The organism is Macrococcus brunensis (assembly GCF_022343725.1).
GTDB lineage: Bacteria > Bacillota > Bacilli > Staphylococcales > Staphylococcaceae > Macrococcus > Macrococcus brunensis.
Genome location: NZ_CP092179.1, coordinates 423804 through 447614 on the forward strand (window position 1 = coordinate 423804; position 23811 = coordinate 447614).

A 23811-nucleotide genomic window follows, 5' to 3' on the forward strand; every position below is an offset into this window, starting at 1 on the left:
ATCTCTTAGGAATTGACATTGACATATTGTATTCAGTTTTGAGTGTTCATAGAACCTTACGGTTCAGTTCATTCAGATTGTACTTTGAAAACTAGATAAAGTAAGAAGAAAAAAGATTTTACCAAGCAAAACCGAGTGAGTTCATTTATTGAATTCTCAAAAAATCGCGCGTCTGTATTCATACAGACATCACATTATTAATAACAGATTAAGTTATTAAGGGCGCACGGTGGATGCCTTGGCACTAGAAGCCGAAGAAGGACGTTACTAACGACGATATGCTCTGGGGAGCTGTAAGTAAGCACTGATCCAGAGATTTCCGAATGGGGAAACCCAGCATGAGTTATGTCATGTTATCCATATGTGAATACATAGCATATGAGAAGGCACACCCGGAGAACTGAAACATCTAAGTACCCGGAGGAAGAGAAAGAAAACTCGATTCCCTGAGTAGCGGCGAGCGAAACGGGAAGAGCCCAAACCAGGATGCTTGCATCCTGGGGTTGTAGGACACTCAGCACGGAGTTACAAAGGAACGATTTAGACGAATGACTTTGGAAAAGTCAACCATAGAAGGTAAAGGTCCTGTAGTCGAAAAGTCGTCCCCTCCTGAGTGGATCCTGAGTACGGCGGAACACGTGGAATTCCGTCGGAATCCGGGAGGACCATCTCCCAAGGCTAAATACTCTCTAGTGACCGATAGTGAACCAGTACCGTGAGGGAAAGGTGAAAAGCACCCCGGAAGGGGAGTGAAATAGAACCTGAAACCGTGTGCTTACAAGTAGTCAGAGCCCGTTAATGGGTGATGGCGTGCCTTTTGTAGAATGATCCGGCGAGTTACGTTTTGATGCAAGGTTAAGCAGTGGATGCGGAGCCGCAGCGAAAGCGAGTCTGAACAGGGCGAATGAGTATCAGGACGTAGACCCGAAACCAGGTGATCTACCCATGTCCAGGTTGAAGTTCAGGTAACACTGAATGGAGGACCGAACCGACTTACGTTGAAAAGTGAGCGGATGAGGTGTGGGTAGCGGAGAAATTCCAATCGAACCTGGAGATAGCTGGTTCTCTCCGAAATAGCTTTAGGGCTAGCCTCGCATGATGATTACTGGAGGTAGAGCACTGTTTGGACTAGGGGCCCCCCTCGGGTTACCGAATTCAGACAAACTCCGAATGCCAGATAATTTAATGCGGGAGTCAGACTGCGGGTGATAAGGTCCGTAGTCGAGAGGGAAACAGCCCAGACCACCAGCTAAGGTCCCAAAATATATGTTAAGTGGAAAAGGATGTGGCGTTGCCCAGACAACTAGGATGTTGGCTTAGAAGCAGCCATCATTTAAAGAGTGCGTAATAGCTCACTAGTCGAGTGACGCTGCGCCGAAAATGTACCGGGGCTAAACATATTACCGAAGCTGTGGATTGTCCGTAGGACAATGGTAGGAGAGCGTTCCAAGGGCGTCGAAGCATGACCGTAAGGACATGTGGAGCGCTTGGAAGTGAGAATGCCGGAGTGAGTAGCGAAAGACGGGTGAGAATCCCGTCCACCGATTGACTAAGGTTTCCAGAGGAAGGCTCGTCCGCTCTGGGTTAGTCGGGACCTAAGCCGAGGCCGACAGGCGTAGGCGATGGATAACAGGTAGATATTCCTGTACCACCTGAGATTGTTTGAACGATGGGGGGACGCAGAAGGATAGGCGATCGTACTGTTGGTTATGTACGTCCAAGCATTGAGACTGAGTGTCAGGCAAATCCGGCACTCGTAAGGTCAGGATGTGATGGGGAGCGAAATTAAGTAGCGAAGTCGTTGATTTCACACTGCCAAGAAAAGCCTCTAGTTAGATATCAGGTGCCCGTACCGCAAACCGACACAGGTAGTCAAGATGAGAATTCTAAGGTGAGCGAGCGAACTCTCGTTAAGGAACTCGGCAAAATGACCCCGTAACTTCGGGAGAAGGGGTGCTTTTTAGGGTGCAAGCCCTGAAGAGCCGCAGTGAATAGGCCCAAGCGACTGTTTATCAAAAACACAGGTCTCTGCAAAACCGTAAGGTGACGTATAGGGGCTGACGCCTGCCCGGTGCTGGAAGGTTAAAAGGAGTGGTTAGCATCTCGCGAAGCTACGAATTGAAGCCCCAGTAAACGGCGGCCGTAACTATAACGGTCCTAAGGTAGCGAAATTCCTTGTCGGGTAAGTTCCGACCCGCACGAAAGGCGTAACGATTTGGGCACTGTCTCAACGAGAGACTCGGTGAAATCATAGTACCTGTGAAGATGCAGGTTACCCGCGACAGGACGGAAAGACCCCGTGGAGCTTTACTGCAGCCTGATATTGAAATTCGGCACAGCTTGTACAGGATAGGTAGGAGCCTTTGAAGCGTGAGCGTCAGCTTACGTGGAGGCGCTGGTGGGATACTACCCTGGCTGTGTTGACTTTCTAACCCGCGCCACTTATCGTGGCGGGAGACAGTGTCAGGCGGGCAGTTTGACTGGGGCGGTCGCCTCCTAAAGAGTAACGGAGGCGCTCAAAGGTTCCCTCAGAATGGTTGGAAATCATTCGCAGAGTGTAAAGGCACAAGGGAGCTTGACTGCGAGACCTACAAGTCGAGCAGGGTCGAAAGACGGACTTAGTGATCCGGTGGTTCCGCATGGAAGGGCCATCGCTCAACGGATAAAAGCTACCCCGGGGATAACAGGCTTATCTCCCCCAAGAGTTCACATCGACGGGGAGGTTTGGCACCTCGATGTCGGCTCATCGCATCCTGGGGCTGTAGTCGGTCCCAAGGGTTGGGCTGTTCGCCCATTAAAGCGGTACGCGAGCTGGGTTCAGAACGTCGTGAGACAGTTCGGTCCCTATCCGTCGTGGGCGTAGGAAATTTGAGAGGAGCTGTCCTTAGTACGAGAGGACCGGGATGGACATACCTCTGGTGTACCAGTTGTCGCGCCAGCGGCATAGCTGGGTAGCTATGTATGGACGGGATAAGTGCTGAAAGCATCTAAGCATGAAGCCCCCCTCAAGATGAGATTTCCCAACTTCGGTTATAAGATCCCTCAAAGATGATGAGGTCAATAGGTTCGAGGTGGAAGCACAGTAATGTGTGGAGCTGACGAATACTAATCGATCGAAGACTTAATCAAATATCAGATTTTTTAAGCTCGGTGAGCTTGTGAATCAATTTCTTCTTACTTATCTAGTTTTGAGAGTATAATATTCTCACCCTGTCTGGTGATGATGGCAGAGAGGTCACACCTGTTCCCATACCGAACACAGAAGTTAAGCTCTCTAGCGCCGATGGTAGTTGGACTTACGTTCCGCAAGAGTAGGACGTTGCCGGGCAGTTTTTTTATTTATCCACAGTAGCTCAGTGGTAGAGCTATCGGCTGTTAACCGATCGGTCGTAGGTTCGAGTCCTACCTGTGGAGCCAGGCCCCTTGGTCAAGCGGTTAAGACACCGCCCTTTCACGGCGGTAACACGGGTTCGAATCCCGTAGGGGTCATTTGGAGGATTAGCTCAGCTGGGAGAGCATCTGCCTTACAAGCAGAGGGTCGGCGGTTCGATCCCGTCATCCTCCACCATTTTAAATTTTACTCTTACATATATAAGCTGGAGGGGTAGCGAAGTGGCTAAACGCGGCGGACTGTAAATCCGCTCCTTCGGGTTCGGCAGTTCGAATCTGCCCCCCTCCACCATTCTTGGGGTATAGCCAAGCGGTAAGGCAACGGACTTTGACTCCGTCACTCGTTGGTTCGAATCCAGCTACCCCAGCCATTAGAGCCATTAGCTCAGTTGGTAGAGCATTTGACTTTTAATCAAAGGGTCAGAGGTTCGAATCCTCTATGGCTCATCTTAAACCATATCCTTCTGGATATGGTTTTTTTGTATGACTAAATATATATAGTGTAGTGTATGGAAATATCTTCAATTTTATACATAGTTGCATATCACAAGTGTCTCGTTTAAAATAAAGTTATGAGAACGTTTTCTTAAACTTGTTTAAAGGGGATTCTATAATGAATAAAACAATTGAAATTATTGGTGCACCGAGTGCATTTGGTCAGCGTAAATTAGGGGTAAATCTTGGGCCGGATGCCATACGGTATGCTGATTTAGTAGCTAGACTTGAAAACTTAGGACTTGAAGTAAATGATAAAGGAAATGTTAAGAGTCCAGCAATCGATATGCAGAAATATCGTAGTGAGCAGGACGGAGGGCTTCGCAATCTTCCTGAAGTCGTGGAATTCTGCGAGACTCTTTGCAATGAAGTCGATCAGACAATAACAGCAGGAAAGTACCCACTCGTTATCGGAGGAGATCACTCGATAGCGATGGGAACGATATCCGGCGTGAAAAAACATTACGATAATCTGGGTGTTATCTGGTACGATGCGCACGGAGATTTAAATATTGCTGATTCATCGCCTTCTGGCAATATTCACGGCATGCCTTTAAGAGCGCTGATTGGTGACGGTCATCCAGACTTAGTCAACATCGGTGGCTACAAGAATAAAGTGAAAACAGAGAATATTGTTCTGATCGGTATGCGTGACTTAGATGAAGGCGAAAAAGCGTATATCAAAGAAGTCGGTATTAAAACATACACGATGTCTGATATCGATAGAATCGGTATGGGTCAAGTCATTGAAGAGACGCTTGAATACTTGAAGGAAACGGATGGCATTCATTTATCGCTCGATGTAGATGCACTGGATCCTGTAGAGACACCAGGGACAGGCACAACAGTCCCAGGAGGTATATCTTACCGTGAAAGTCATTTAGCACTTGAGATGCTGCATGATTCTGAACGTGTGACGTCAATGGAAATTGTTGAAGTCAATCCGCTGATTGATATTAACAACAAGACGGCAAACCAGGCAGTAGAATTACTGGTCACGTTCTTCGGAGATAAATTACTATAGAAAAAGAGCAGCCCTGGCTGGAGGCCACTGAAAATCTCACGATTTTCTATAAGCTCACTAATTCCAACAACTCAATAGTATAAAAGAACCCGTCAATTTCCTCAACATTAGGAAATAACGGGTTCTTTTATCCTATTTTTCATCTATAAGTTTTATGATTCTTTTGACATTCACTACGAATATTGTCGCAGCCGTCTGCATTTCCATATTTAATAGACCCGCGTATTTTGATCTTTTCATACCGTGTCTATTTTTTAATTCAGAGTTCTTTGCCTCAATCATATATCGTTTTCTTGAGATTAACTTGAATCTTTCAGAATCCATGAACTTCATCTGATGTTTATGGGTTTCTGATTTTATTGTCACGCTGTCTGTTTTAGATTTAGCGCCATCTCTATAACATCCTATTTTGAGAGGGCAGATCTGGCATTTATCAATGTCAAAATAATAAGTATCCGTCTGGTTTTGACCCTGCTTTTTTCCCTGACGCGCTTTTCTAACGGCTAACTGTCCTGCCGGACATACAAACATACCTGCATCCTTATTATATTCAAAGGCCTGATTCTCTTTACGGACACCATGAATAATATGGGGATGGAGTTTTGAAACCAGTTCGATATTATCATTAAAGCAGTAATCCAGATTGTCTCTTGATGAGTAGGCTGTGTCACCTATAACGGTGTCCACTTCTACACCATTTTCACGTGATTTCTCAATCAACTGCGACAGGTAACATCCATCGGATTTCTCTCCGGTAGTTACAACAGCCGCTGTGATGATACGGTCGGTGTTCATTGCGAGATGGTTCTTATAGCCAAAGAACGACTTATCTTCTGATTTGTGCCCAACACGTGCATCTTCATCCACCGATACTGTATAGGTTGACTCACAATCCTCAATTGTTTCTTTGAAATAGTTTATTTTTTCTTTCACGGATGGAATGGACAGATACTTTTCTTCTTTTAACAGATCATCCAGAAAAGATTTCGACAGATCCAGTGCTTCTTTTGTAGAACAATCATTAAGCTTTAGAGGTTTTATCTTCGTGTCATCTATTTTGCCTGCGGCATATACAATCTGATTTGAACGTTTCTGAAGAATCTCCTTCGGAAGGTAAGCATTGTACCTCGACTGACTATGGGTGGCATCAACGATTAAGGTGGATCCATTTAGAACGCCCTGATTTTGTGCTGTTTCAACGGAAGTTTTAATCAGCAGATCCAGCAGGTTCATGTCCTTGAGACGAAGCTTTCTAAACTTTGTGAGAGAACTGGAGTGAATCACTTCTTCTTCAGGCGCCATATCCAGAAAAAACTTAAAAGACATATCATAACGTGAGCGTTCCACCACATCAACGTCTGATAAATCAAAAATAACTTTCAGAAGCAGATATTTGAACATTCTGACAGGACTTACGGCACTTCTTCCTTTCGTTATCGAATAATTTTCTATTACTTCATCGTAGATGAATGAAAAATCGATAATGTCTTTCACTCTTCTCAGTTTATTATTTTTAGGTACAACTATGTCATAAAGGTCTGAATAATTACTGTTCATCTTCTGTGAATCCGGTCTGATCATCGAACGACTCCCCCCTGTTTCCTTAAGTTTAAATGATGAGAACAAAATAAAGAACATGAATTTCAAAATTCATGTTCTCTAAAAGATTTTTATTCAATTGCGATTCTTCTTTAATTATCAGAATAATCGTAGATTATTAAAGGAGATTTTCAGTGGCCTCCCTGGCTGCTCTTATTTTTTTACAGTTTCGATATGTACTTCATAGTGCGTATCACCAGACTTGGAGGAAGCTTTTTTAAGAAATTTCTTTAAGTCTTTTTTGAGTTGGGGCAGTTCTTTTTCGTCTATCTGGACCTTCAGCTCCTTGCCAGATTTTTCTGTGTCCTGCTTAGCAGAAGCTTCATCAGTATGGAACTGCAGCAGGTGTTCAGCTGGTATAAATGCTTTGGCCGTAGGTGCATAGAACTTCTGAATGATACTGATTTTCTGTTCGGTTTTGACGATTTCAATGAAACCGTACTTCTCCATCTCTCTTAAATGGTAATGAATCTTGGCACGTGGAATCTCCAGTTCATCAGCAAGCTGCTGGCCGGTCTTAGAAGTGTCATAGAGACATTCCAGTAACTTGATGCGGAATGGATCACTGATACATTTAAGCTGTGCTAGGTTGTCAATCAGTAAAAAATCCTGCATGAGATACTCCTTTATATACATTGATATTTTAATTATTAACTTGAATTAGCGTGATGTCAACTTTCTACACGAATAGATATATTTATCCCTAGAATCGTTAACTCAAAATTAGCAAAAATAATATTAATAAGTATATATTTTTTTTTGTTAATTATTGTATAATAAATCTTAAAAGGAGGTTTCATCATGGTTGGACAACGTGTAAAAGAATTAAGAAATGCAGCTAATATGACCCAGCAGGAACTGGCAGAAGGAATTATTTCAAGAACTTATTTAAGTTTGATTGAAAAGAACACGGTCCATCCCTCCACCAATGTGCTGAAGAAATTAAGTGTTAAACTAAACTGTACGCTGGATGACTTCACCACAACAGCTTCAGAAAGAAACTTAAGTCTTCTGGATATTAAGAAAGAAATAAAGTGGGCTGAGAATAATGTTAAGACAGAAGACTATTCACGTTTAGATGAGTTTATTGCTAAAGACTATCATACTCTGGAAAGTATCACTGAATACGAGCGTGGTGCCACTTACTGGATCAGAGCGAGTTATTTCTTCAGTAAAGAAGAATTTGTATCCGCAAGAGAAGAAGTGAATAAAGCGGTCAAGATTGTAGAAGGCATGAAAGAGGTCAATCTCTATTTACGTTGTCTGATACTACTCGCTCGTATCGAGTTTGAGGAATATCATACGGATGAAGCGATTAAGCAGCTGACTAAAGCAAACAACGTCACTATTTATGAGAATATCACTAATACGACTCGTGTCACTATACTGTCGCTGCTAGGCGAATACTATCGTCTGATGGGAGAAAACCTCGTCTCAATTAACTTTAACAAAGATGCTCTCGCTCTGAATAAGAAACTGAATACACATCATAAAGGCTGCAGTATCGAGAATTCGTTGTTCAAAGCGAAATATGGTATCAGAAATTATGATTTAGCAGAAGAACATATTCGACGTGCAATCAAATATGCTGAACTTGATAATGATGCCATGCAAATAGCCGGTGTAACCACAAATCTTGCGATATTGATGATTAAAACTAAAAAATATAAAGAAGCTTATGATGAACTTAAGAAGGTACTTAAAATTATTGAAGATCATAACATTGACCATCCTTTTGTACTGACCATTAATCTGCGCTATGCACAGGCTATGTCTCATCTGGGTCAGCTGGAAGAAGCGAAAAAACTTGTACAAGGTGCCATTGCTGAAGATTCAGCTGGATTTGCCTTTGAAATCATGGGTGATATTTGTGTGATGGAGGGCTATATGGATGCGGCAATCGATTACCTGCTTAAGTCTGTAGACGCTAAGGAAGAACCCTTATTCAAAACAAGACTCTATCCTAAACTTGCTGACTTATATCGCAAAGTCGGAAAAATCGATAAATCATTAGAATATTACGAGAAAAGCGTGCACTTCTATGATGAACTCGTTACTGACATGATATAATAATGAAGAGTCACAGCATGGAGGAGATGCAATGTACTTTTTGGATGCATTAGGCAATTTAAGTGCCGCTAAAGTCATCATCAGCATCCTCGATCTGTTAATTGTCTGGTATGTTCTATACTTAATCATCAATGCGATTAAAGGCACGAAAGCAATACAGTTACTAAAAGGAATACTCTTCATTCTAATCGGTAAATATGTCAGTCAGTTACTTGGTTTAACGACAACCACTCGATTATTTGATTTCGTACTTGAATGGGGTTTTCTCGCTGTTATTGTCATATTCCAGCCGGAACTGAGAAGAGCACTGGAACAATTAGGACGAGGAAGTCTGTTTAAAAGAAGTTCAACCCAGAATATCAATCAAAAAAAATTAACAGAAGATATGGTGAAATCAGTTCAATATATGGCTAAAAGACGGATCGGTGCTTTAATTGTCATCGAGAAGACAACGGGTCTGCAGGACTATATTGAAACAGGGATACCGATATATGCCAATATTTCATCAGAGCTTCTTATCAATATTTTCATACCGAATACCCCTTTACACGATGGTGCAATGATTATTCAAGGTGATAAGATAGCTGTAGCAGCAAGTTACCTGCCGCTATCTGATTCCGCTAAAATTCAGAAGAGTCTTGGGACGAGGCACCGTGCAGCGGTAGGGATATCTGAAGTATCGGATGCATTTACTATCGTTGTATCAGAAGAAACAGGTGCTATTTCCGTCACCTATAATGGCAGGTTACGTAAAGAGGTCTCTCTTGAAGTATTTGAGGCGCTGTTGACTGAACACTGGTTCAGCGCACAGATGGATAAGAAGGACGGTGAAGATAATGTTAGAGACTAAATGGGGACTCAGAATCATCTCATTTATACTTGCGTTAGTCCTTTACTTATCAGTCAATGATATTTTCAATGTCTTTGTCACGCAGGAGCAGTTAAGTGGCGATGACACAGTCGTAATTAACGATGTACCGGTCGAGACAATCTATGATAAGAAGAATCTTTATCTATCAGGGGCACCGCAGAGTGTCAATGTTAAGGTGACGGGTCCACAGGCCATCGTCAGAAAAACTGAAAGTATGATGGATTTCAGTGTTAAACTGGACTTATCTAAAGATCTCGTAGGTGATCATAAGAAAAAGTTTCAGGTAGAAGGTCTGTCTGATAAACTGACTTATGAAGTACAACCGAAGACAACCAATATCACTTTAGCTGAAAAAGTCAGCACTACACATGCAGTAGAAGCAGAGATTAATCCGAGTCGCATGGCAACAGGCTATGAACTGGTTGAAAAACAAGTAGATCCTACTCAGGTTTCTATTACAGGCAGCAGTGATGAAATCGCTAAAATAGCCTATGTCAAGGCGACACTCAGCAATAAAACCAAAGTCTCGGAAACAACAACTGAAGAAGCTGAAGTGGGTGTCTTCGATAGTAATCTCAATAAACTGGATGTTACAGTGAAACCCACCAAAGTCAAAGTGACGATGAAAGTACAGCCGATTTCAAAAGTGGTTAAGATTGTGCCGGTTACAAAAGGGTCACTGCCTGATGGGCTGACCCTGAAAGGCATTACACTTTCAGAAGATGAAGTAGAACTGCAGGGCAAACGCTCGACGCTGGATGGTATCGGTGATATAGAGGTGGAAGTCAACCTTGATACGATTAATGCTGACACTTCTTTCAACGAGAAAATCCCGCTGCCAAGCGATGTCTCAAAAGTAACACCAAAGCAAGTGACTGTTAAAGTAGACGTTACAAAAAACGGATCATAAAGGAGTATTAATTCATGGGTAAATATTTTGGAACAGACGGCGTAAGAGGAGTCGCAAACAGCGAACTGACACCTGAATTTGCATTTAAATTAGGACGATTCGGAGGCTATGTACTTGCACATGGTGGTCATGACAATCCAACTGTATTAGTGGGCCGTGATACACGTGTATCAGGAGAGATGCTTGAATCAGCTCTTGTCGCAGGATTATTATCTACTGGTGCTGAAGTCATGCGTCTCGGTGTCATCTCTACACCTGGCGTATCATATTTAACGCGTGAACTGGAAGCTCAGGCAGGCGTCATGATCTCAGCAAGCCATAACCCTGTACAGGACAACGGGATTAAATTCTTTGGTGCGGATGGTTTTAAACTTTCTGATGACCAGGAAGCAGAGATTGAAGCACTGATTGATGCAGAAGTAGATACAGTACCACGTCCGACAGGGGTTAATTTGGGTCATACATCAGATTACTTTGAAGGTGGACAACGTTACTTAAGCTTCCTGAAATCAACGATTGAAGATGACTTAGAAGGCTTAAAAATCGCGCTTGACGGTGCACATGGCTCAACGTATTCACTTGCACCATTCTTATTCGGTGACTTAGAAGCGGATACAGTGACAATGGGTTGTAATCCAGACGGTAATAACATCAATGATGGTGTAGGTTCTACACATCCAGAAGCTCTGGCAGAACTTGTTGTTGAGAGTGGCAGCGACTTCGGTCTTGCTTTCGATGGTGACGGCGACCGCTTAATCGCAGTAGACGAAAAAGGCCAGATTGTTGATGGGGATCAGATTATGTTTATTTTAGCCCAGTCAATGAGCAAACGTGGTGAGTTGAATGATAACATGGTTGTTTCTACAGTCATGAGTAATCTTGGTTTCTACAAAGCGCTGGAAGATTACAACATTCAAAGTGATAAAACAAAAGTCGGCGACCGCTATGTAGTGGAAGAAATGCGTCGAGGCAATTATAATCTGGGTGGTGAGCAGTCAGGTCATATCGTCATGATGGATTACAATACGACAGGCGATGGCTTACTGACAGGCGTCCATTTAGCTTCTATCATCAAGCAGTCGGGACAGACATTAAGTGAACTGGCTGGCCAGATGACAAAATATCCGCAGCGTCTAGTCAATATCCGTGTGACTGATAAACATGCTGTAGAAGATAATGCAGATGTTGCAGCAGCGATCAAAGCAGTAGAAGATGAGATGAACGGTGAAGGCCGTGTCCTTGTTCGTCCATCAGGTACAGAGCCGCTTGTGCGTGTTATGGTCGAAGCAAAAACAGATGAAGATGCAGAACGCTTTGTTCATAGCATCGCAGACGTTGTAAAAGAAAAAATGGGATTATAAAATAAAAAATCGCCTTGCGGATGCAGGGCGATTTTTTTGCTGGATTAATGTGTCTTAAGAATTTCAGCTTTTAGCTTTGTTCTTAGCGCTTCAAGTGTAAGAGGATCAGTAAACCAGAAATCTTCAGCTTTGTAAGAAATGACACGTTTATTTTTTACTGCATCAAGGTTTGACCATAGATTTGATTTCTCTATATCCATCTTTGAATAAGAAGGCTTGCTTAAGAAGATAAAGTCTCCTGCATATTTGCCTATTTCCTCGACTGAAATCGCATCATAGCCTTTCTTTTCTTTGTCGAGCGCCTGTTGATACGTCTTAGTCATCGGCATACCAAAGACATCATGGACGATATCTAAGCCGCGGCCCCAGTTTTTCTCGTAAATATAGATCTGTTTTGTATCAAGTTCAAAGACAGAAGCAGTTGCTGTTCCGACTTTCTTCTTGATTTCCTGCTGGTCATTTTTTGTTTTCGCGTTCCATTCTTCAATCCAGTCAGCTGCTTTTTCTTTTTCTCCTACTAAGTTTCCGAGTTCTGTTAAGATACTTTTGTAATCATAGTTTGTATAAGTGAAAGGGACGGTAGGCGCTATTTTTTCATACTTTTTAATATTCTTATCTGTTGCATCTGCAATGATTAAGTCCGGCTTGGCTTCAACGACTTGTTCAATATTATTATCGCCCACGAGTTTTACATCTTTAAGGTGTGGACCAATGATAGATGAGTCTTTTGTCCACGCAGGTACGGCCACGGGCTTAATACCGAGTTCAAGAAAATCGCCCACATAAAAGGCTGTCATGACAGCGACGCGTTTCGGATGTTCGGGCACTTTAATCGTTTTACCGCTCTCAGTTTTATAATCTTTCATGGCTGTTTTGCTTTCTTTTGACTCTTTTGTTTCTTTGGTGTCGTTGCCACAAGCAGCGAGTACTAAAAGTAAAGCGCATAAAAATACTAAAAATTTCTTCATAGAGGTCTCCTTTTGTTAATGATAATCATTATCATTTAGTTATATTTAATATAGCTTAATTTCTATTATGTGACAATGATTATTTTAAAATAAAAAACCCGCTCTAATTGAGCGGCTTTGAGTCATTATAATGATTGATATTTTGCTTCGATTTCTTGAGCTAGACTTTCATCAATCTTAGCATATTCTTTTAAGAACTGTGCAGGACCGTGTTCTTTGATGTAGTTATCTTTGTCGACAGCTTCAGGGTCATGTTCATCTGTATAGCGCATTAAGTATGCAGCCATATTGATTAAACCTTCGTGTGGTTTGTCTTCAGCCACTAAGTATGACAGAGGTTTAATGATACGGTCTTCAGGACTGATTTTGCGCAGTGGTGAACGACCGACACGATTTAAGTCATCTGACAAGTATGGGTTCTGGAAGCGGCCGATGATTTTTTCAACGTATGCAGCCTGTTCTTCTTCAGTAAAATCATATTTGCTTGTTAAGTAGTCGCTTGTTTCGCCTAGTACTTGGCGTAACTGTTCAACAACTTCTGGATCTTTCATTGCTTCGTCTACTGTTGCATAGCCTTTATATTTACCGAAGTATGCGATAAAGGCATGACCTGTGTTAACAGTAAGAAGTTTACGTTCGATGAATGGGTGAAGGTCTTGAACATATTTAACACCTTCAAGTTGCTTGCCATACCATTTATCTTCTTCAATGACCCATTCAAAGAACGGTTCAACCATTACATCAAGTGGGTTCTGTTGTTTTTGGATTGGAACGATACGGTCAACTGCTGAGTTAGGGAAATGGATATGCTCACCAAGTTCACCGACTTCATCAACAATCGCTTTTTTCAGCTGGTCTGTCGCCATAATAGCATTCTCACATGCTACGACATTGACTGGACGAGACACATCACGTTTAGCAAGCGCTGACGCAATTGATTTACCGATGATCGGCAGAATGTTGACACCGACAGCTGTTGTAATTAAATCAGCTTCCATTAATGCCTGCTCTAATTTATCTAATTCTTCTACGCTATGAATGCCTTTAACGTCTTCTACGTGCTGACGAGTCTTACTTTCTTCAGCGATGATGACATCATAAGCCTGTTCTTTGTTAATCAGGTAGATGATCTGTGAGCTCACATCAGCGAACGTGATTTCGTAGTTATTATCGTATAGGACTTTACCGATGAAGCCACGGCCGATATTTCCGGCACCGAAATGGACAGCTTTCATTATAGTTCGACCTCCCCGAAGATAGCATTGATTTCGTCAGCTGACTGCGCATTGATAACACGGTCAACATTTTCTTCTTCAGAGAAGACAATGGCAATCTGAGATAATAAATCTAAATGTTCGCCGTCTTTACCTGCGATACCGACAACCACTTTCACGATGTTGCCGTCCCAGTCGATGCCTTCTGGAGCTTGCAGTAAAGTGATACCTGATTTGATGACTTCAGCTTTTGCTTCATCTGTACCATGAGGAATCGCTAGGAAGTTACCCATATAAGTAGAAACGATTGCTTCACGTTCTTTCATGGCCTGAATATAACCAGGATTAACAGCACCTGCATCTACTAATTTTTGTCCTGCTGCTTCGATTGCTTCTTCTTTAGTTGCGAAATGCTGATTAACGAGAATGTTTTCTGTTGGAATTAAGTTTGACATGTTTGATTCACTCCATTTAATAGATTTTTTGGCTGATTTGTTTAATCAGTGTATCTTGCATATGTTGAACGACAAGTTCTGAATTGCTAAAAAACTCGTCAGGTGATTCCAGATGCGCCATGAGAAGTATGCTTAACTCACTGACAAAAAGTCTGGCTGCTGTTTCTTCCGGCAGAAGCATGACGAGCAAGTACCTGACCTGTTGCATGACACCGTCCATATTCTTCATCTGAACCGGAGAAGTTAATGTCACGAGTTCGATGAGGGGCTTAGATACGTCTGAATGTGCGATGTGGGGAAGAGCGACAGGATAACCTGTAATAGCGAATCCCTGTATATCTTCTCTTTTACTGAGTTCGTCCGCTGCCGGTAGCTGATTTTTATAATCTGCCCAGCTGGAAATTGATATCGTCTTGAACACAATCCCTTTTAAAATAGCATCTGACTCCACAACGAATGGTATGACATCATAATACATGCTCTGTTTAGTTGATTGCACACGAGACGATGCTCGCGTCGTGAAAACCTGCTGGAGAAGCGCTTTGTCACTATCCGGCAGCAGGGGATTGACGACTGTATAAGGCTGGCTGATATCCAGTCCGACTGTTGAAACGATATAGTTATAGCTGTCTAATTGCAGAGATTTCAAATCGCTGACAGAAGCAAGCTTTGTTACTTGAACGGCAGGGAAATGCTCTTCTATCTGATTGGCGAGAATTCTACTTGTACCAAGACCACTTGTACAGACGACAAGGACACTGGCCCTTATATTCTTCATGGCGCCTCCGAAATGAAGCACGATAAATGCAACTTCATTATCCGGAAAATGCACATCAGGAAATACAGTTGTCAGCGCAATGCTGATTGATTTGAACAAGTTCTGATAATCCTGCTTAATCATGGCTGTTAAAGGATTATATGTCTCTATTCCCCCGGTGATACGATTTAATGCAGGAACAAGGTGAAGAAGAAGGCCTTCTCTTAAAGTCTCATTACCGGAAAAGTCATGATGCATCAGTCGAGAGACTTCCTTGATCAGCTCATCCGTTTCTGGGCTGATATCACTTTCAGCTGCACTCTCTGCTGCACGGCGCTTAGCACCGCGTAAGTGCATCGTAATAAAAATGACTTCTTCAAAGTCAAAATCAATGTCATAGGCGGTTGATAATGAGCGGGCAAGATTTTTGGCTACCTGAAACTCAGGTGTTACTTCAAGCGATTTAATAATATCTCCGGAAATCGAGACCTTTTCATTGTTGCGGATTCGTTCAATGGCCAGCACGATATGAATGGTGAGTGTCAGATAAGCCGTTTCAAGAAGAACATAAGGCAGTTCGGCTAATTCATCCATTAACAGACGCTCGACGCTGAAAATCTGATCCATATCGACTAAATCCTTGAGACTTGTATCATTTAAAGTCTGGTAAACAAAGTGGTCCTCAATAACTGAGTAGACACTAGTAGAGTTCAGTTTATCGAGCATGATATCAGCAAGCAGCTGCCTTTTATTGACTTCCTCGCCGAACAGTTGCAGTCCTTCGCCGCGCTTCTTCTGCAAAGTCAGATGATAGCGGGTGAGGTCAGGACTGAGCCCGTCAAGCTCTTTAGACAGTTTATTGATCGAAACACCAATCTCGCTGGCGAGACTGTAAAGTTTGACTGGGTCTTTTGCACGAATAAGCGTATAGAGAATAATGACCTTTCGTTCCTCAACCGATAGGTCTAATACAGTTGAAGCGTCCAGCTGTTCACTAAGTAGAGCGAAATCCGTATCATCGCCCGCAATACGAAGCCCTTTGCCGGTCTGCCGGTCAAGACTTAGGTTCATACGGCTGAGTGTTTCTTCAACAAACTTCAGTTCACGGTGGACTGTACGGCTCGAGACCCCTAAGTTCTGTGCAATCTGATGAATAGACAGAAAGGAGCGCGGACTTTTCAGCAACGACTCGATGATTTTTTTCTCTCGATGACTGATTTGCATATCCACACTCCTTTCAAATTAGAAAGTTATTCAATTACTTATACTTAGTTTAAATCGTTGACTGGTAAATGTCTATTTACTGGTCCTGTTTCAAGTTAGCAATCAGCTCTTCGTAACGAGGAGAGTTCAGGAAGTTATCTACTGAAATATGGATAGCACCTGGAACTTGTTTGATTGCACGGTCTGTCAGGACTTTTTGCGTGATAACAAGCTGAGCATCTTTAGGTAACTGGTTGATAGCTGAATTTGTGACTTCAGCATCGATGCCTGCTTTTTTGAATTTATTACGTAACATACCTGCACCCATCGCGCTTGAACCCATACCTGCATCACAGGCAAAGATGACTTTGCTGACGTTAGAGTAGTCATGCGCAGATACATTTTCAGTATCATATTGAGCGAGTAAATCAGGTTCAGTTGTTTCATCTTTATCCACTTCAACGACTTTCACACGGTCAGAAGAAGCAGTTGCAGTTGTTGCAGATGCAACTGTTAAAGTGCCTGCTACTGAAGATTTTTTACCTTTTGTTTCTTCCATTTTTGCTGTTGCTGCTGCTAAATCATCTTCACCTTTGTCTTTAGAGAACTTGAGAATTAAAGAACCGACGATGAATGAAACGAGAGCGGCACCGAGGACACCTAAGAGCATTGTTAAAAAGTCACCTTTAGGCGTAACAGCTGCATAAGCAATAATTGAACCTGGAGCAGCAGGTGATTTTAAACCGAAATCAAGTGCCGAGAAGATAGCAACGCCTGTCATTCCACCGGCAATAGCTGCAAGAATCATAGCAGGTTTCATTAATACATATGGGAAGTAGATTTCATGAATACCACCCACAAAGTGAATCAATGCAGCCCCTGGAGCTGTTGCACGCGCAGAACCTTTACCAAATACCATATATGCAAGTAAGATACCAAGCCCAGGACCAGGGTTAGATTCAAGTGTGTAGAGAATAGATTTACCCATTTCTGCAGCTTGCTCTGTTGCAAGTGGTGTTAATACACCATGATTGATTGCATTGTTTAAGAATAAAACTTTAGCTGGCTCGATTAAAATAGATGTTAAAGGTAAAATGTGCAGGTTAACTAAGAATTGAACACCTGCGCCTAAAATCTTCATAATCCAACCAACAATTGGTGCTAATAAATAATAGGATACAGCCATCATACCTAAGGCAAGGAAACCTGCAGAGAAGTTATTGACTAACATTTCAAATCCTGTTCGGATTCTAGGTTGAACTACTTTATCAAATTTTTTCATGAGCCATGCTGCTAAGGGACCTATAATCATTGCACCCAATAACATATGTGTTTTAGGGAATGCCGCAATAATACCCATTGTTGCAGCTGCACCGACTACGCCACCTCGCACATCATGCACGAGTTTACCACCCATAAATGCGATTAAAATAGGAATAAGATAATGTATAGTGGGATCAACGATTGTGGCCAAATCCTTATTTGGCCACCAGCCATCTGGAATAAATAGGGCAGTTAAGAAGCCCCATGCAATAAAAACAGCGATATTCGGCATGACCATACTACTTAAAAAAGAACCGAAAGCTTGAACGCGGCGCTGAATGCCGCTTTTTTGTTCTGCCATAATATTTTCTCCTTTATTTTTTATTTGTTAATTCTATTCTAATAGGAAGTAAATACGAATACTACGGATAGTAAATTTAACTTTGTCATTACGCTTAATGACAAAGCAGAATAAGTAAAGTCCGAACTTGTATCTACAAATCTTTAATTGTATAATGAATTAGGTTTAACTTTTTGGGAGGATAGGGAATTATTAGGGCTACAGCGCCAGTACAGTTTCGACTGTTGACGAGGAGAATGGTTATCGAAAATTCGGCGGATGCCATTCCGGACCTGCTGTTCGACAGCTGTTTGTTAAAACATCCAGGTGACTGGTTGAACAAAGACACTCAGCACAAGCAAATATTAAACCGAGATCAAATATATTAATTACAAATTGACTATCGGAGGAATTTTATTATGTGTGGAATCGTTGGATATATTGGAACACAGGATGCAAAGGAAATCTTATTAAAAGGTCTTGAAAAATTAGAATATCGTGGTTACGATTCAGCAGGTATTGCTGTCCGTAATGGCGAAGATGTTCGTGTTTATAAAGAAAAAGGACGTATTGCTGAATTACGTAAAGTAGTGGATAGTTCTTTTGAAACATCTACTGGTATTGGTCATACACGCTGGGCAACTCACGGTGTGCCTAACCATGATAACTCTCACCCGCATCAATCTGAATCAAAGCGTTTCACTTTAGTGCATAACGGTGTAATCGAGAACTACGAGCAGCTTAAAAAAGAATACTTAACAGGCGTGACTTTCACATCTGATACAGATACTGAGATCATCGTACAGTTAGTTGAATACTTCTCTAAACAAGGTTTAGACACTGAAAAAGCATTTGTTGAAGTTCTTAAATTACTGCACGGTTCTTATGCGCTTGGTTTACTTGATACAGAAAATCCAGATGTGATCTATGTCGCGAAAAACAAATCGCCGTTACTTGTTGGTCTTGGCGAAGGCTTCAATGTTATCGCTTCTGACGCGATGGCAATGCTGCAAGTAACAGATACTTACGTTGAGCTTGTTGACGGTGAAATTGTTCTTGTTGAAAAAGAGAAAGTCACAATCAAAAACTTAGACGGTAAAGAAATCAAACGTAAGCCATACAAAGCTGAAATCGATGCTTCAGATATCGAAAAAGGCACTTATGCACATTACATGTTAAAAGAAATTCACGAGCAGCCAGGCGTTATGCGTAAAATCATCCAGGAATATCAGGATGAAAAAGGCGAACTGAAAATCGATAAAGACATCGTCAAAGCTGTACGTAAAGCAGATCGTATCTACATCGTTGCTTGTGGAACTTCGTACAATGCAGGTCTTGTCGGTAAAGAATACCTGGAGAAATGGGCAGGCGTACCGACTGAAGTACATGTTGCGTCAGAATTCGTCTACAATATGCCGTTACTTTCTAAGAAACCTTTATTTATCTTCATCTCTCAGTCAGGTGAAACAGCAGACAGCCGTGCCGTACTTGTCGCTATTAAAGAACTCGGTCACACTGCTCTGACAATCACAAATGTACCAGGTTCAACCTTATCACGTGAAGCAGATCATACATTAATCCTGCACGCGGGTCCAGAGATCGCTGTTGCTTCTACTAAAGCCTACACAGCACAGATTGCTGTCCTTGCGATTTTAGCGCAGGTAGTTGCTAAAGATGCCGGCATCAAAGTAGACGTCGATCTGTTACCAGAACTTGCAAAAGTGACAGCAGCGATTACAGCAGTGATTGATGACGCCCATACAATCGAAGGTTTCGCGACTGAATTCCTTGAAACGACACGTAATGCGTTCTTTATCGGTCGTACAATGGACTATTATGTTGGAGTGGAAGGCTCTCTTAAACTCAAAGAAATCTCTTACATCCAGGCAGAAGGATTTGCTGGCGGGGAACTTAAGCACGGTACTATCGCATTGATTGAGGACGGTACACCTGTTATCGCACTTGCGACACAGGAATCAGTCAACTTATCAATCCGCGGTAACGTCAAAGAAGTCGTGGCACGTGGTGCGAAACCATTAATCGTGGCGATGGAAGGCTTAGAGCAGGACGGGGATACTTACGTGATTCCTCAGGTCCATGAAATGCTTGCGCCGCTTGTATCGGTTGTTGTCACGCAGCTCTTAGCTTACTACGCAGCTCTTCATAGAGGCTGTGACGTCGATAAACCTCGTAACTTAGCGAAATCAGTAACAGTAGAATAATAAGTAATGAAACCATCCTGGAATACATTCCAGGGTGGTTTTTCATTAAAATATTTTTGAGTATTACGTCATTTAATATCTTGGAAATGGCAACTTTTTGTAAAATGATATAAAAAGTATTATAATAGTATGGCAACAAAAAATTTAGGAGTGATAGCAATGAATAAATGGAGCAGATTAGTTGGAGCAGGTATGATTGCTTCAACAATAGTAGCGGGTACAGTAGTGGCCGAACAGCCAGCCCAAGCGAAAACAGACACTGTCCAGAAGCCATATTATAACTACAAAGGGTATACGAAGTACGATGGTCAATTCGTACTCGATAAGTATTTTGTTTCAGCACTTAAAAACGAGAACTTCACGCTTAATGGTTATAAAGTCGCACCGGATGCTAAATTAGGTGGCGAAGGTCAGAAGTCTGAAGTATTTGACACTACTGTTGTTAAAGACAACAAAGGTAAAGTCAGTACAATCGAGTTTAAAGTGAAAGAAGGAACAATCTCTAAAGCAGATTTCCAGAAAGCACACAAAAACAATAAACTAGTGAGAACGACGACGAGCAAAGCAGGCGAAACGTTCCTGAAATATGAAACTAAAAATGGTGGTTATTTTGCAGCATTCGATGCAAAAGGTTATCTGACAGGTCTGTCAATTTACAGTTAATGACTGAATAAAGAACCAGAGTGAAAACTCTGGTTCTTTATTTTGAACAGTTTTATATGGGTGATTGCCATAACTTTCGAGAAGTGGCGGGCAAACGGGAATACGCGCCATAACTTTCGAGAAGTGGCGGGCAAACAGAAATACGCGCCATTTCCGAAAGATATCTCTACAAGCTATTCATCAGCTTTTTATATATAATAGAAAAATGACACATTAAGGGGAGATATGATGGAAATCTGGGATGCATATGATAAGAATCTAAATTGTCTGGGTACCACACTGACGCGAGGAGAACCTATTCCGCAGCATCAATATCACATTGTGGTTGAAGTGACTTTAAGACATCGTGACGGATCGTTTCTTGCCATGCAGCGCGACTGGAGCAAACGTGGCGGCCCTGGTCTATTTGAAATAACAGCTGGAGGCAGTCTTCTGCAAGGGGAAGCAATCGAAGCGGGCGCTATTCGAGAACTGCAGGAAGAGACAGGTATCACTGTCCGTGAACTTGAACCACTTTATAAGCTGACAGTAGATGCCAATCAGACGCATTATTTCGGTTATATCGCAGAGACAGACGCACCGAAAGACAGCATTGTTCTTCAGGAGAGCGAAACAATCGACTACAGATGGATAACACCAGATAAACTGGCTGATTTTATCACTTCTGATAAAGTGGTGAACGCCACAAAAGAACGGGTCTGGCCTCAAATAAAAGGTCTGCTATGAAAAAAATCATGATTATCGGTTCAGGTGGTTCAGGAAAATCGACACTCGCCCGTAGACTTGGTCAGCAACTGGGTTTGCCCGTCTTTCATCTTGACGCCTATATGTGGAAACCCGGCTGGATATTATCAACACGAGAAGAACAGAGCGACATTCAGTCACAATTGATGACACACACAGAATGGATTATTGATGGCAACTATTCCGGCACGATGGACGTCCGAATCAAAGAAGCAGACACAATTATCTTTCTCGATATCAGCAGAAGGATCTGTCTTTATCAGGTCATTAAACGCTATCTGACCAATCGTAACACTGTGCGACCTGATATGGCAGAAGGCTGCGAAGAAAAGATAGATAAAGAATTCCTGTCATGGGTCTGGAATTTTCCGAGAAATAAAAGACCAGCACTTATACAAAGACTGAATGAACTAAAAGACTCAAAGCAGGTTATCATTCTTCATTCACCGCAGCAGATAGAAAAATGGCTCCGTCATCTGTAAATTCATATAAAACGGGTATAGCTTATAGAAGACACTTCTAGGGAGGCTTACCATGATGGATGGACGGGCACGCAATATCCGGACGACAAGATTACAAAGCTTGAAGATAGTAGCATTTATTGACGAAGAGCAGCATGTAGTGACAAACAGAGAAAATGATATGGAGGAGATGAACTCATGAACTATGGTAGCGACTATAAATCAATTCCGATGACTTCTATTGCAAGCGGTCATACAACTGAAGTAAAACCAGGTGTCATCCAGCATACATTACAGATGGTTAATATTTTCCTTGTCGAAAACATAGACGGTTCGTTTGTATTGATTGATGCCGGCATGCCGAATAAAGCTCAGGCGATTATCGAACTGGTTGAAGAACAGTACGGGAAAGGTGCTAAACCTCAGGCTATTCTGCTGACACATGGTCATTTTGATCACGTTGGTTCTATTATTGAGCTCATTGAAGAATGGCACGTGCCTGTCTACGCGCACACACTTGAACTGCCCTATTTAACAGGTGTATCCAGCTACCCGGATGCAGACCCGATGGTAGAAGGGAGTTCCGCCGGCCGTCTATCGTTTATGTTCCCTAAAGAACCGATTGATCTGACGACCCATGTCCGCACACTGCCGCAGGACGGTACAGTACCTTATCTGGACGACTATAAATGGCTTCATACACCAGGCCATTCACCAGGCCATGTCTCATATTATAATGACAATGCAGGACTGCTGATTGCAGGCGACGCCATCACAACAACTGATCAGGATTCGCTTTATAAAGCGATGAGCCAGAAACATGAACTGAACGGCCCGCCAAGATATTTCACACCTGACTGGCAGGCAGCAAAAGAATCTGTGCGGAAGTTGAATGCACTGCAGCCGAAAATTACTGTGACAGGTCACGGCATGCCCATGGCGGGAGAGGTGCTTGCAGCTGACTTACAGGAACTTGCAGACCAATTCGATACACTCGCTAAGCCGAAGCACGGCAAATATGTATGAGTTCGCATCACCTCATATTAGTGTTAAAATGAAGGCAACAATCATATCGAGGTGAAAGTATGTCATCAACAAAAGAATCCTATAATTTCAGGGATATCCGTCCCCTTAAACTAGGTGAAGAAGTAGGGAATTCTGTCTCGCATGGTGTACCGGCGCTTTTGATTCTTTTAACTCTGCCGTACTTCGCCGTTAAGACTTACTTGATGGGAGGCATGATTCTCTCTCTCGGGATTTCAGTTTTTCTTATCAGTATTTTTCTGATGTTCCTGTCCTCCTGTATCTATCATCTGATGCCGACCAAGTCTGTCCATAAATATGTGATGCGTATTGTTGATCATAGCATGATTTATGTCGCGATTGCAGGGACGTATACACCGGTCGCTCTAAGTATTGTCGGGGGCAGGCTGGGGTGGACAATTATGATCATCCAGTGGATCGTCACCATCGGCGGCATTCTCTATAAGGCGACCGCGAAGAATGTTAATCCGAAAATAAGTCTGACCTTGTATCTGGCGATGGGCTGGCTCGGCATCATCCTCTTTCCGAGCCTTATCAGTAAAGTCAGTATGGGCTTTGTAATCTTGATCGTGGCCGGTGGACTTGCTTATTCCATTGGTACCTGGTTCTATGCGCAGAAGTCACGTCATTACTTTCATATGATCTGGCATTTCTTTATTCTGTTTGGTGCGGGACTTCATTTCCTGGCACTTCTATATTTCATATAAAAAATAACCGCTTAAGTCGTACTTGAGCGGTTGTCTCTTTATATGGCTGA

The 23811-nt window shown here is 42.4% G+C and carries 19 protein-coding genes, 6 tRNA genes and 2 rRNA genes; 20 read left to right on the forward strand and 7 right to left on the reverse strand.

The features are described from left to right. Positions 1–206 precede the first annotated feature (206 nt). From MGG13_RS02285 to rocF, 9 genes are all read left to right on the forward strand, one after another. Positions 207–3129, forward strand: a 23S ribosomal RNA gene (locus MGG13_RS02285). Between the two features lie 84 nt (positions 3130–3213). Continuing rightward, positions 3214–3328 (forward strand): 5S ribosomal RNA (gene rrf / locus MGG13_RS02290). A gap of 14 nt (positions 3329–3342) precedes the next feature. Beyond that, positions 3343–3417 (forward strand) — tRNA-Asn (locus tag MGG13_RS02295). Next, positions 3418–3489: transfer RNA gene (locus tag MGG13_RS02300), tRNA-Glu, on the forward strand. A 3-nt stretch (positions 3490–3492) separates the two neighbouring features. Further along, positions 3493–3568: transfer RNA gene (locus MGG13_RS02305), tRNA-Val, on the forward strand. Between the two features lie 30 nt (positions 3569–3598). Further along, positions 3599–3682, forward strand: a tRNA-Tyr gene (locus tag MGG13_RS02310). Positions 3683–3686: 4 nt separating this feature from the next. Then, positions 3687–3761, forward strand: a tRNA-Gln gene (locus MGG13_RS02315). 3 nt (positions 3762–3764) lie between these two features. After that, a tRNA-Lys gene (locus MGG13_RS02320) sits at positions 3765–3837 on the forward strand. 166 nt (positions 3838–4003) lie between these two features. After that, a complete protein-coding gene (gene rocF, locus MGG13_RS02325) occupies positions 4004–4909 on the forward strand; it encodes an arginase (RefSeq protein WP_239035226.1) in 906 nt (301 codons plus the stop codon). Between the two features lie 132 nt (positions 4910–5041). On the opposite strand, the gene MGG13_RS02330 is transcribed toward rocF, so the two are convergent. Beyond that, positions 5042–6490, reverse strand: coding sequence for an IS1182 family transposase (locus tag MGG13_RS02330; protein WP_239035227.1), 1449 nt, complete (start codon positions 6488–6490; stop codon positions 5042–5044). A 171-nt stretch (positions 6491–6661) separates the two neighbouring features. Next, on the reverse strand, positions 6662–7123 hold the full coding sequence (locus MGG13_RS02335) for an ArsR/SmtB family transcription factor (protein WP_133432723.1): 462 nt from the start codon (positions 7121–7123) through the stop codon (positions 6662–6664). Between the two features lie 186 nt (positions 7124–7309). On the opposite strand from MGG13_RS02335, the gene MGG13_RS02340 reads away from it, so the two are divergent. Genes MGG13_RS02340 through glmM form a run of 4 tightly spaced genes read left to right on the forward strand, consistent with a single transcriptional unit; the run spans position 7310 to position 11720 of the window. Then, entirely contained in the window at positions 7310–8578 is a 1269-nt protein-coding gene (locus tag MGG13_RS02340; RefSeq protein ID WP_239035228.1) for a helix-turn-helix domain-containing protein, read from the forward strand. Between the two features lie 31 nt (positions 8579–8609). After that, entirely contained in the window at positions 8610–9428 is an 819-nt protein-coding gene (gene cdaA / locus MGG13_RS02345) for a diadenylate cyclase CdaA (RefSeq protein ID WP_133432725.1), read from the forward strand. Beyond that, positions 9415–10359 carry a CdaR family protein gene (locus MGG13_RS02350; protein WP_239035229.1) on the forward strand — a complete coding sequence of 315 codons (945 nt, stop codon included), beginning with the start codon at positions 9415–9417 and terminating at the stop codon, positions 10357–10359. The genes cdaA and MGG13_RS02350 overlap by 14 nt, the downstream gene beginning before the upstream one ends. Before the next feature lie 14 nt (positions 10360–10373). Then, entirely contained in the window at positions 10374–11720 is a 1347-nt protein-coding gene (gene glmM, locus MGG13_RS02355; RefSeq protein WP_239035230.1) for a phosphoglucosamine mutase, read from the forward strand. 44 nt (positions 11721–11764) lie between these two features. Here the strand turns inward: glmM and MGG13_RS02360 are convergent, their stop codons facing one another. From MGG13_RS02360 to MGG13_RS02380, 5 genes are all read right to left on the reverse strand, one after another. Further along, on the reverse strand, positions 11765–12688 hold the full coding sequence (locus tag MGG13_RS02360; protein WP_239035231.1) for an ABC transporter substrate-binding protein: 924 nt from the start codon (positions 12686–12688) through the stop codon (positions 11765–11767). 125 nt (positions 12689–12813) lie between these two features. Then, the gene (locus tag MGG13_RS02365; protein WP_239035232.1) at positions 12814–13923 is read right to left on the reverse strand and encodes a mannitol-1-phosphate 5-dehydrogenase; all 1110 of its coding nucleotides are present in this window, start codon (positions 13921–13923) and stop codon (positions 12814–12816) included. Further along, positions 13923–14357 carry a PTS mannitol transporter subunit IIA gene (locus MGG13_RS02370; RefSeq protein ID WP_133432729.1) on the reverse strand — a complete coding sequence of 145 codons (435 nt, stop codon included), beginning with the start codon at positions 14355–14357 and terminating at the stop codon, positions 13923–13925. Before MGG13_RS02370 ends, MGG13_RS02365 begins: the two co-directional genes overlap by 1 nt. 16 nt (positions 14358–14373) lie before the next feature. Further along, the gene (locus tag MGG13_RS02375; protein WP_239035233.1) at positions 14374–16338 is read right to left on the reverse strand and encodes a BglG family transcription antiterminator; all 1965 of its coding nucleotides are present in this window, start codon (positions 16336–16338) and stop codon (positions 14374–14376) included. Between the two features lie 76 nt (positions 16339–16414). Next, entirely contained in the window at positions 16415–17941 is a 1527-nt protein-coding gene (locus tag MGG13_RS02380) for a PTS mannitol transporter subunit IIBC (RefSeq protein WP_239035234.1), read from the reverse strand. A gap of 398 nt (positions 17942–18339) precedes the next feature. Between MGG13_RS02380 and glmS the strand changes: the two genes are divergently transcribed. The 7 genes from glmS to trhA all read left to right on the forward strand — a co-directional run bounded on the left by glmS (position 18340) and on the right by trhA (position 23761). Next, the gene (gene glmS / locus MGG13_RS02385) at positions 18340–20142 is read left to right on the forward strand and encodes a glutamine--fructose-6-phosphate transaminase (isomerizing) (protein WP_239035235.1); all 1803 of its coding nucleotides are present in this window, start codon (positions 18340–18342) and stop codon (positions 20140–20142) included. Positions 20143–20301: 159 nt separating this feature from the next. Beyond that, entirely contained in the window at positions 20302–20805 is a 504-nt protein-coding gene (gene isaB, locus MGG13_RS02390) for an immunodominant staphylococcal antigen IsaB family protein (RefSeq protein ID WP_133432735.1), read from the forward strand. Positions 20806–21033: 228 nt separating this feature from the next. Beyond that, positions 21034–21531 (forward strand): NUDIX hydrolase, encoded by a 498-nt coding sequence (locus tag MGG13_RS02395; protein ID WP_133432736.1) that lies wholly within the window; start codon positions 21034–21036, stop codon positions 21529–21531. Beyond that, complete coding sequence (locus tag MGG13_RS02400) at positions 21528–22031, forward strand: DNA topology modulation protein (protein WP_133432737.1); 504 nt, start codon at positions 21528–21530, stop codon at positions 22029–22031. The genes MGG13_RS02395 and MGG13_RS02400 overlap by 4 nt, the downstream gene beginning before the upstream one ends. 55 nt (positions 22032–22086) lie before the next feature. After that, positions 22087–22212 (forward strand): hypothetical protein, encoded by a 126-nt coding sequence (locus MGG13_RS11310; protein ID WP_275416148.1) that lies wholly within the window; start codon positions 22087–22089, stop codon positions 22210–22212. Next, positions 22209–23036 carry an MBL fold metallo-hydrolase gene (locus tag MGG13_RS02405; RefSeq protein ID WP_239035236.1) on the forward strand — a complete coding sequence of 276 codons (828 nt, stop codon included), beginning with the start codon at positions 22209–22211 and terminating at the stop codon, positions 23034–23036. Before MGG13_RS11310 ends, MGG13_RS02405 begins: the two co-directional genes overlap by 4 nt. A 59-nt stretch (positions 23037–23095) precedes the next feature. Continuing rightward, positions 23096–23761, forward strand: a complete 666-nt coding sequence (trhA, locus tag MGG13_RS02410) for a PAQR family membrane homeostasis protein TrhA (RefSeq protein WP_239035237.1) — start codon at positions 23096–23098, stop codon at positions 23759–23761. Positions 23762–23811: the final 50 nt, after the last annotated feature.

Bases quoted from the DNA above. Each gene is read 5' to 3' on its own strand.
- MGG13_RS02360 (WP_239035231.1), bottom strand. From the start codon at position 12,688: ATGAAGAAATTTTTAGTATTTTTATGCGCTTTACTTTTAGTACTCGCT.
- MGG13_RS02375 (WP_239035233.1), bottom strand. From the start codon at position 16,338: ATGCAAATCAGTCATCGAGAGAAAAAAATCATCGAGTCGTTGCTGAAA.
- MGG13_RS02340 (WP_239035228.1), top strand. From the start codon at position 7,310: ATGGTTGGACAACGTGTAAAAGAATTAAGAAATGCAGCTAATATGACC.
- MGG13_RS02335 (WP_133432723.1), bottom strand. From the start codon at position 7,123: ATGCAGGATTTTTTACTGATTGACAACCTAGCACAGCTTAAATGTATC.
- MGG13_RS02370 (WP_133432729.1), bottom strand. From the start codon at position 14,357: ATGTCAAACTTAATTCCAACAGAAAACATTCTCGTTAATCAGCATTTC.
- MGG13_RS02350 (WP_239035229.1), top strand. From the start codon at position 9,415: ATGTTAGAGACTAAATGGGGACTCAGAATCATCTCATTTATACTTGCG.
- MGG13_RS02330 (WP_239035227.1), bottom strand. From the start codon at position 6,490: ATGATCAGACCGGATTCACAGAAGATGAACAGTAATTATTCAGACCTT.
- MGG13_RS02395 (WP_133432736.1), top strand. From the start codon at position 21,034: ATGGAAATCTGGGATGCATATGATAAGAATCTAAATTGTCTGGGTACC.
- rocF (WP_239035226.1), top strand. From the start codon at position 4,004: ATGAATAAAACAATTGAAATTATTGGTGCACCGAGTGCATTTGGTCAG.
- glmM (WP_239035230.1), top strand. From the start codon at position 10,374: ATGGGTAAATATTTTGGAACAGACGGCGTAAGAGGAGTCGCAAACAGC.
- trhA (WP_239035237.1), top strand. From the start codon at position 23,096: ATGTCATCAACAAAAGAATCCTATAATTTCAGGGATATCCGTCCCCTT.
- MGG13_RS02400 (WP_133432737.1), top strand. From the start codon at position 21,528: ATGAAAAAAATCATGATTATCGGTTCAGGTGGTTCAGGAAAATCGACA.
- MGG13_RS02405 (WP_239035236.1), top strand. From the start codon at position 22,209: ATGAACTATGGTAGCGACTATAAATCAATTCCGATGACTTCTATTGCA.
- MGG13_RS02380 (WP_239035234.1), bottom strand. From the start codon at position 17,941: ATGGCAGAACAAAAAAGCGGCATTCAGCGCCGCGTTCAAGCTTTCGGT.
- MGG13_RS02365 (WP_239035232.1), bottom strand. From the start codon at position 13,923: ATGAAAGCTGTCCATTTCGGTGCCGGAAATATCGGCCGTGGCTTCATC.
- isaB (WP_133432735.1), top strand. From the start codon at position 20,302: ATGAATAAATGGAGCAGATTAGTTGGAGCAGGTATGATTGCTTCAACA.
- glmS (WP_239035235.1), top strand. From the start codon at position 18,340: ATGTGTGGAATCGTTGGATATATTGGAACACAGGATGCAAAGGAAATC.
- cdaA (WP_133432725.1), top strand. From the start codon at position 8,610: ATGTACTTTTTGGATGCATTAGGCAATTTAAGTGCCGCTAAAGTCATC.
- MGG13_RS11310 (WP_275416148.1), top strand. From the start codon at position 22,087: ATGGATGGACGGGCACGCAATATCCGGACGACAAGATTACAAAGCTTG.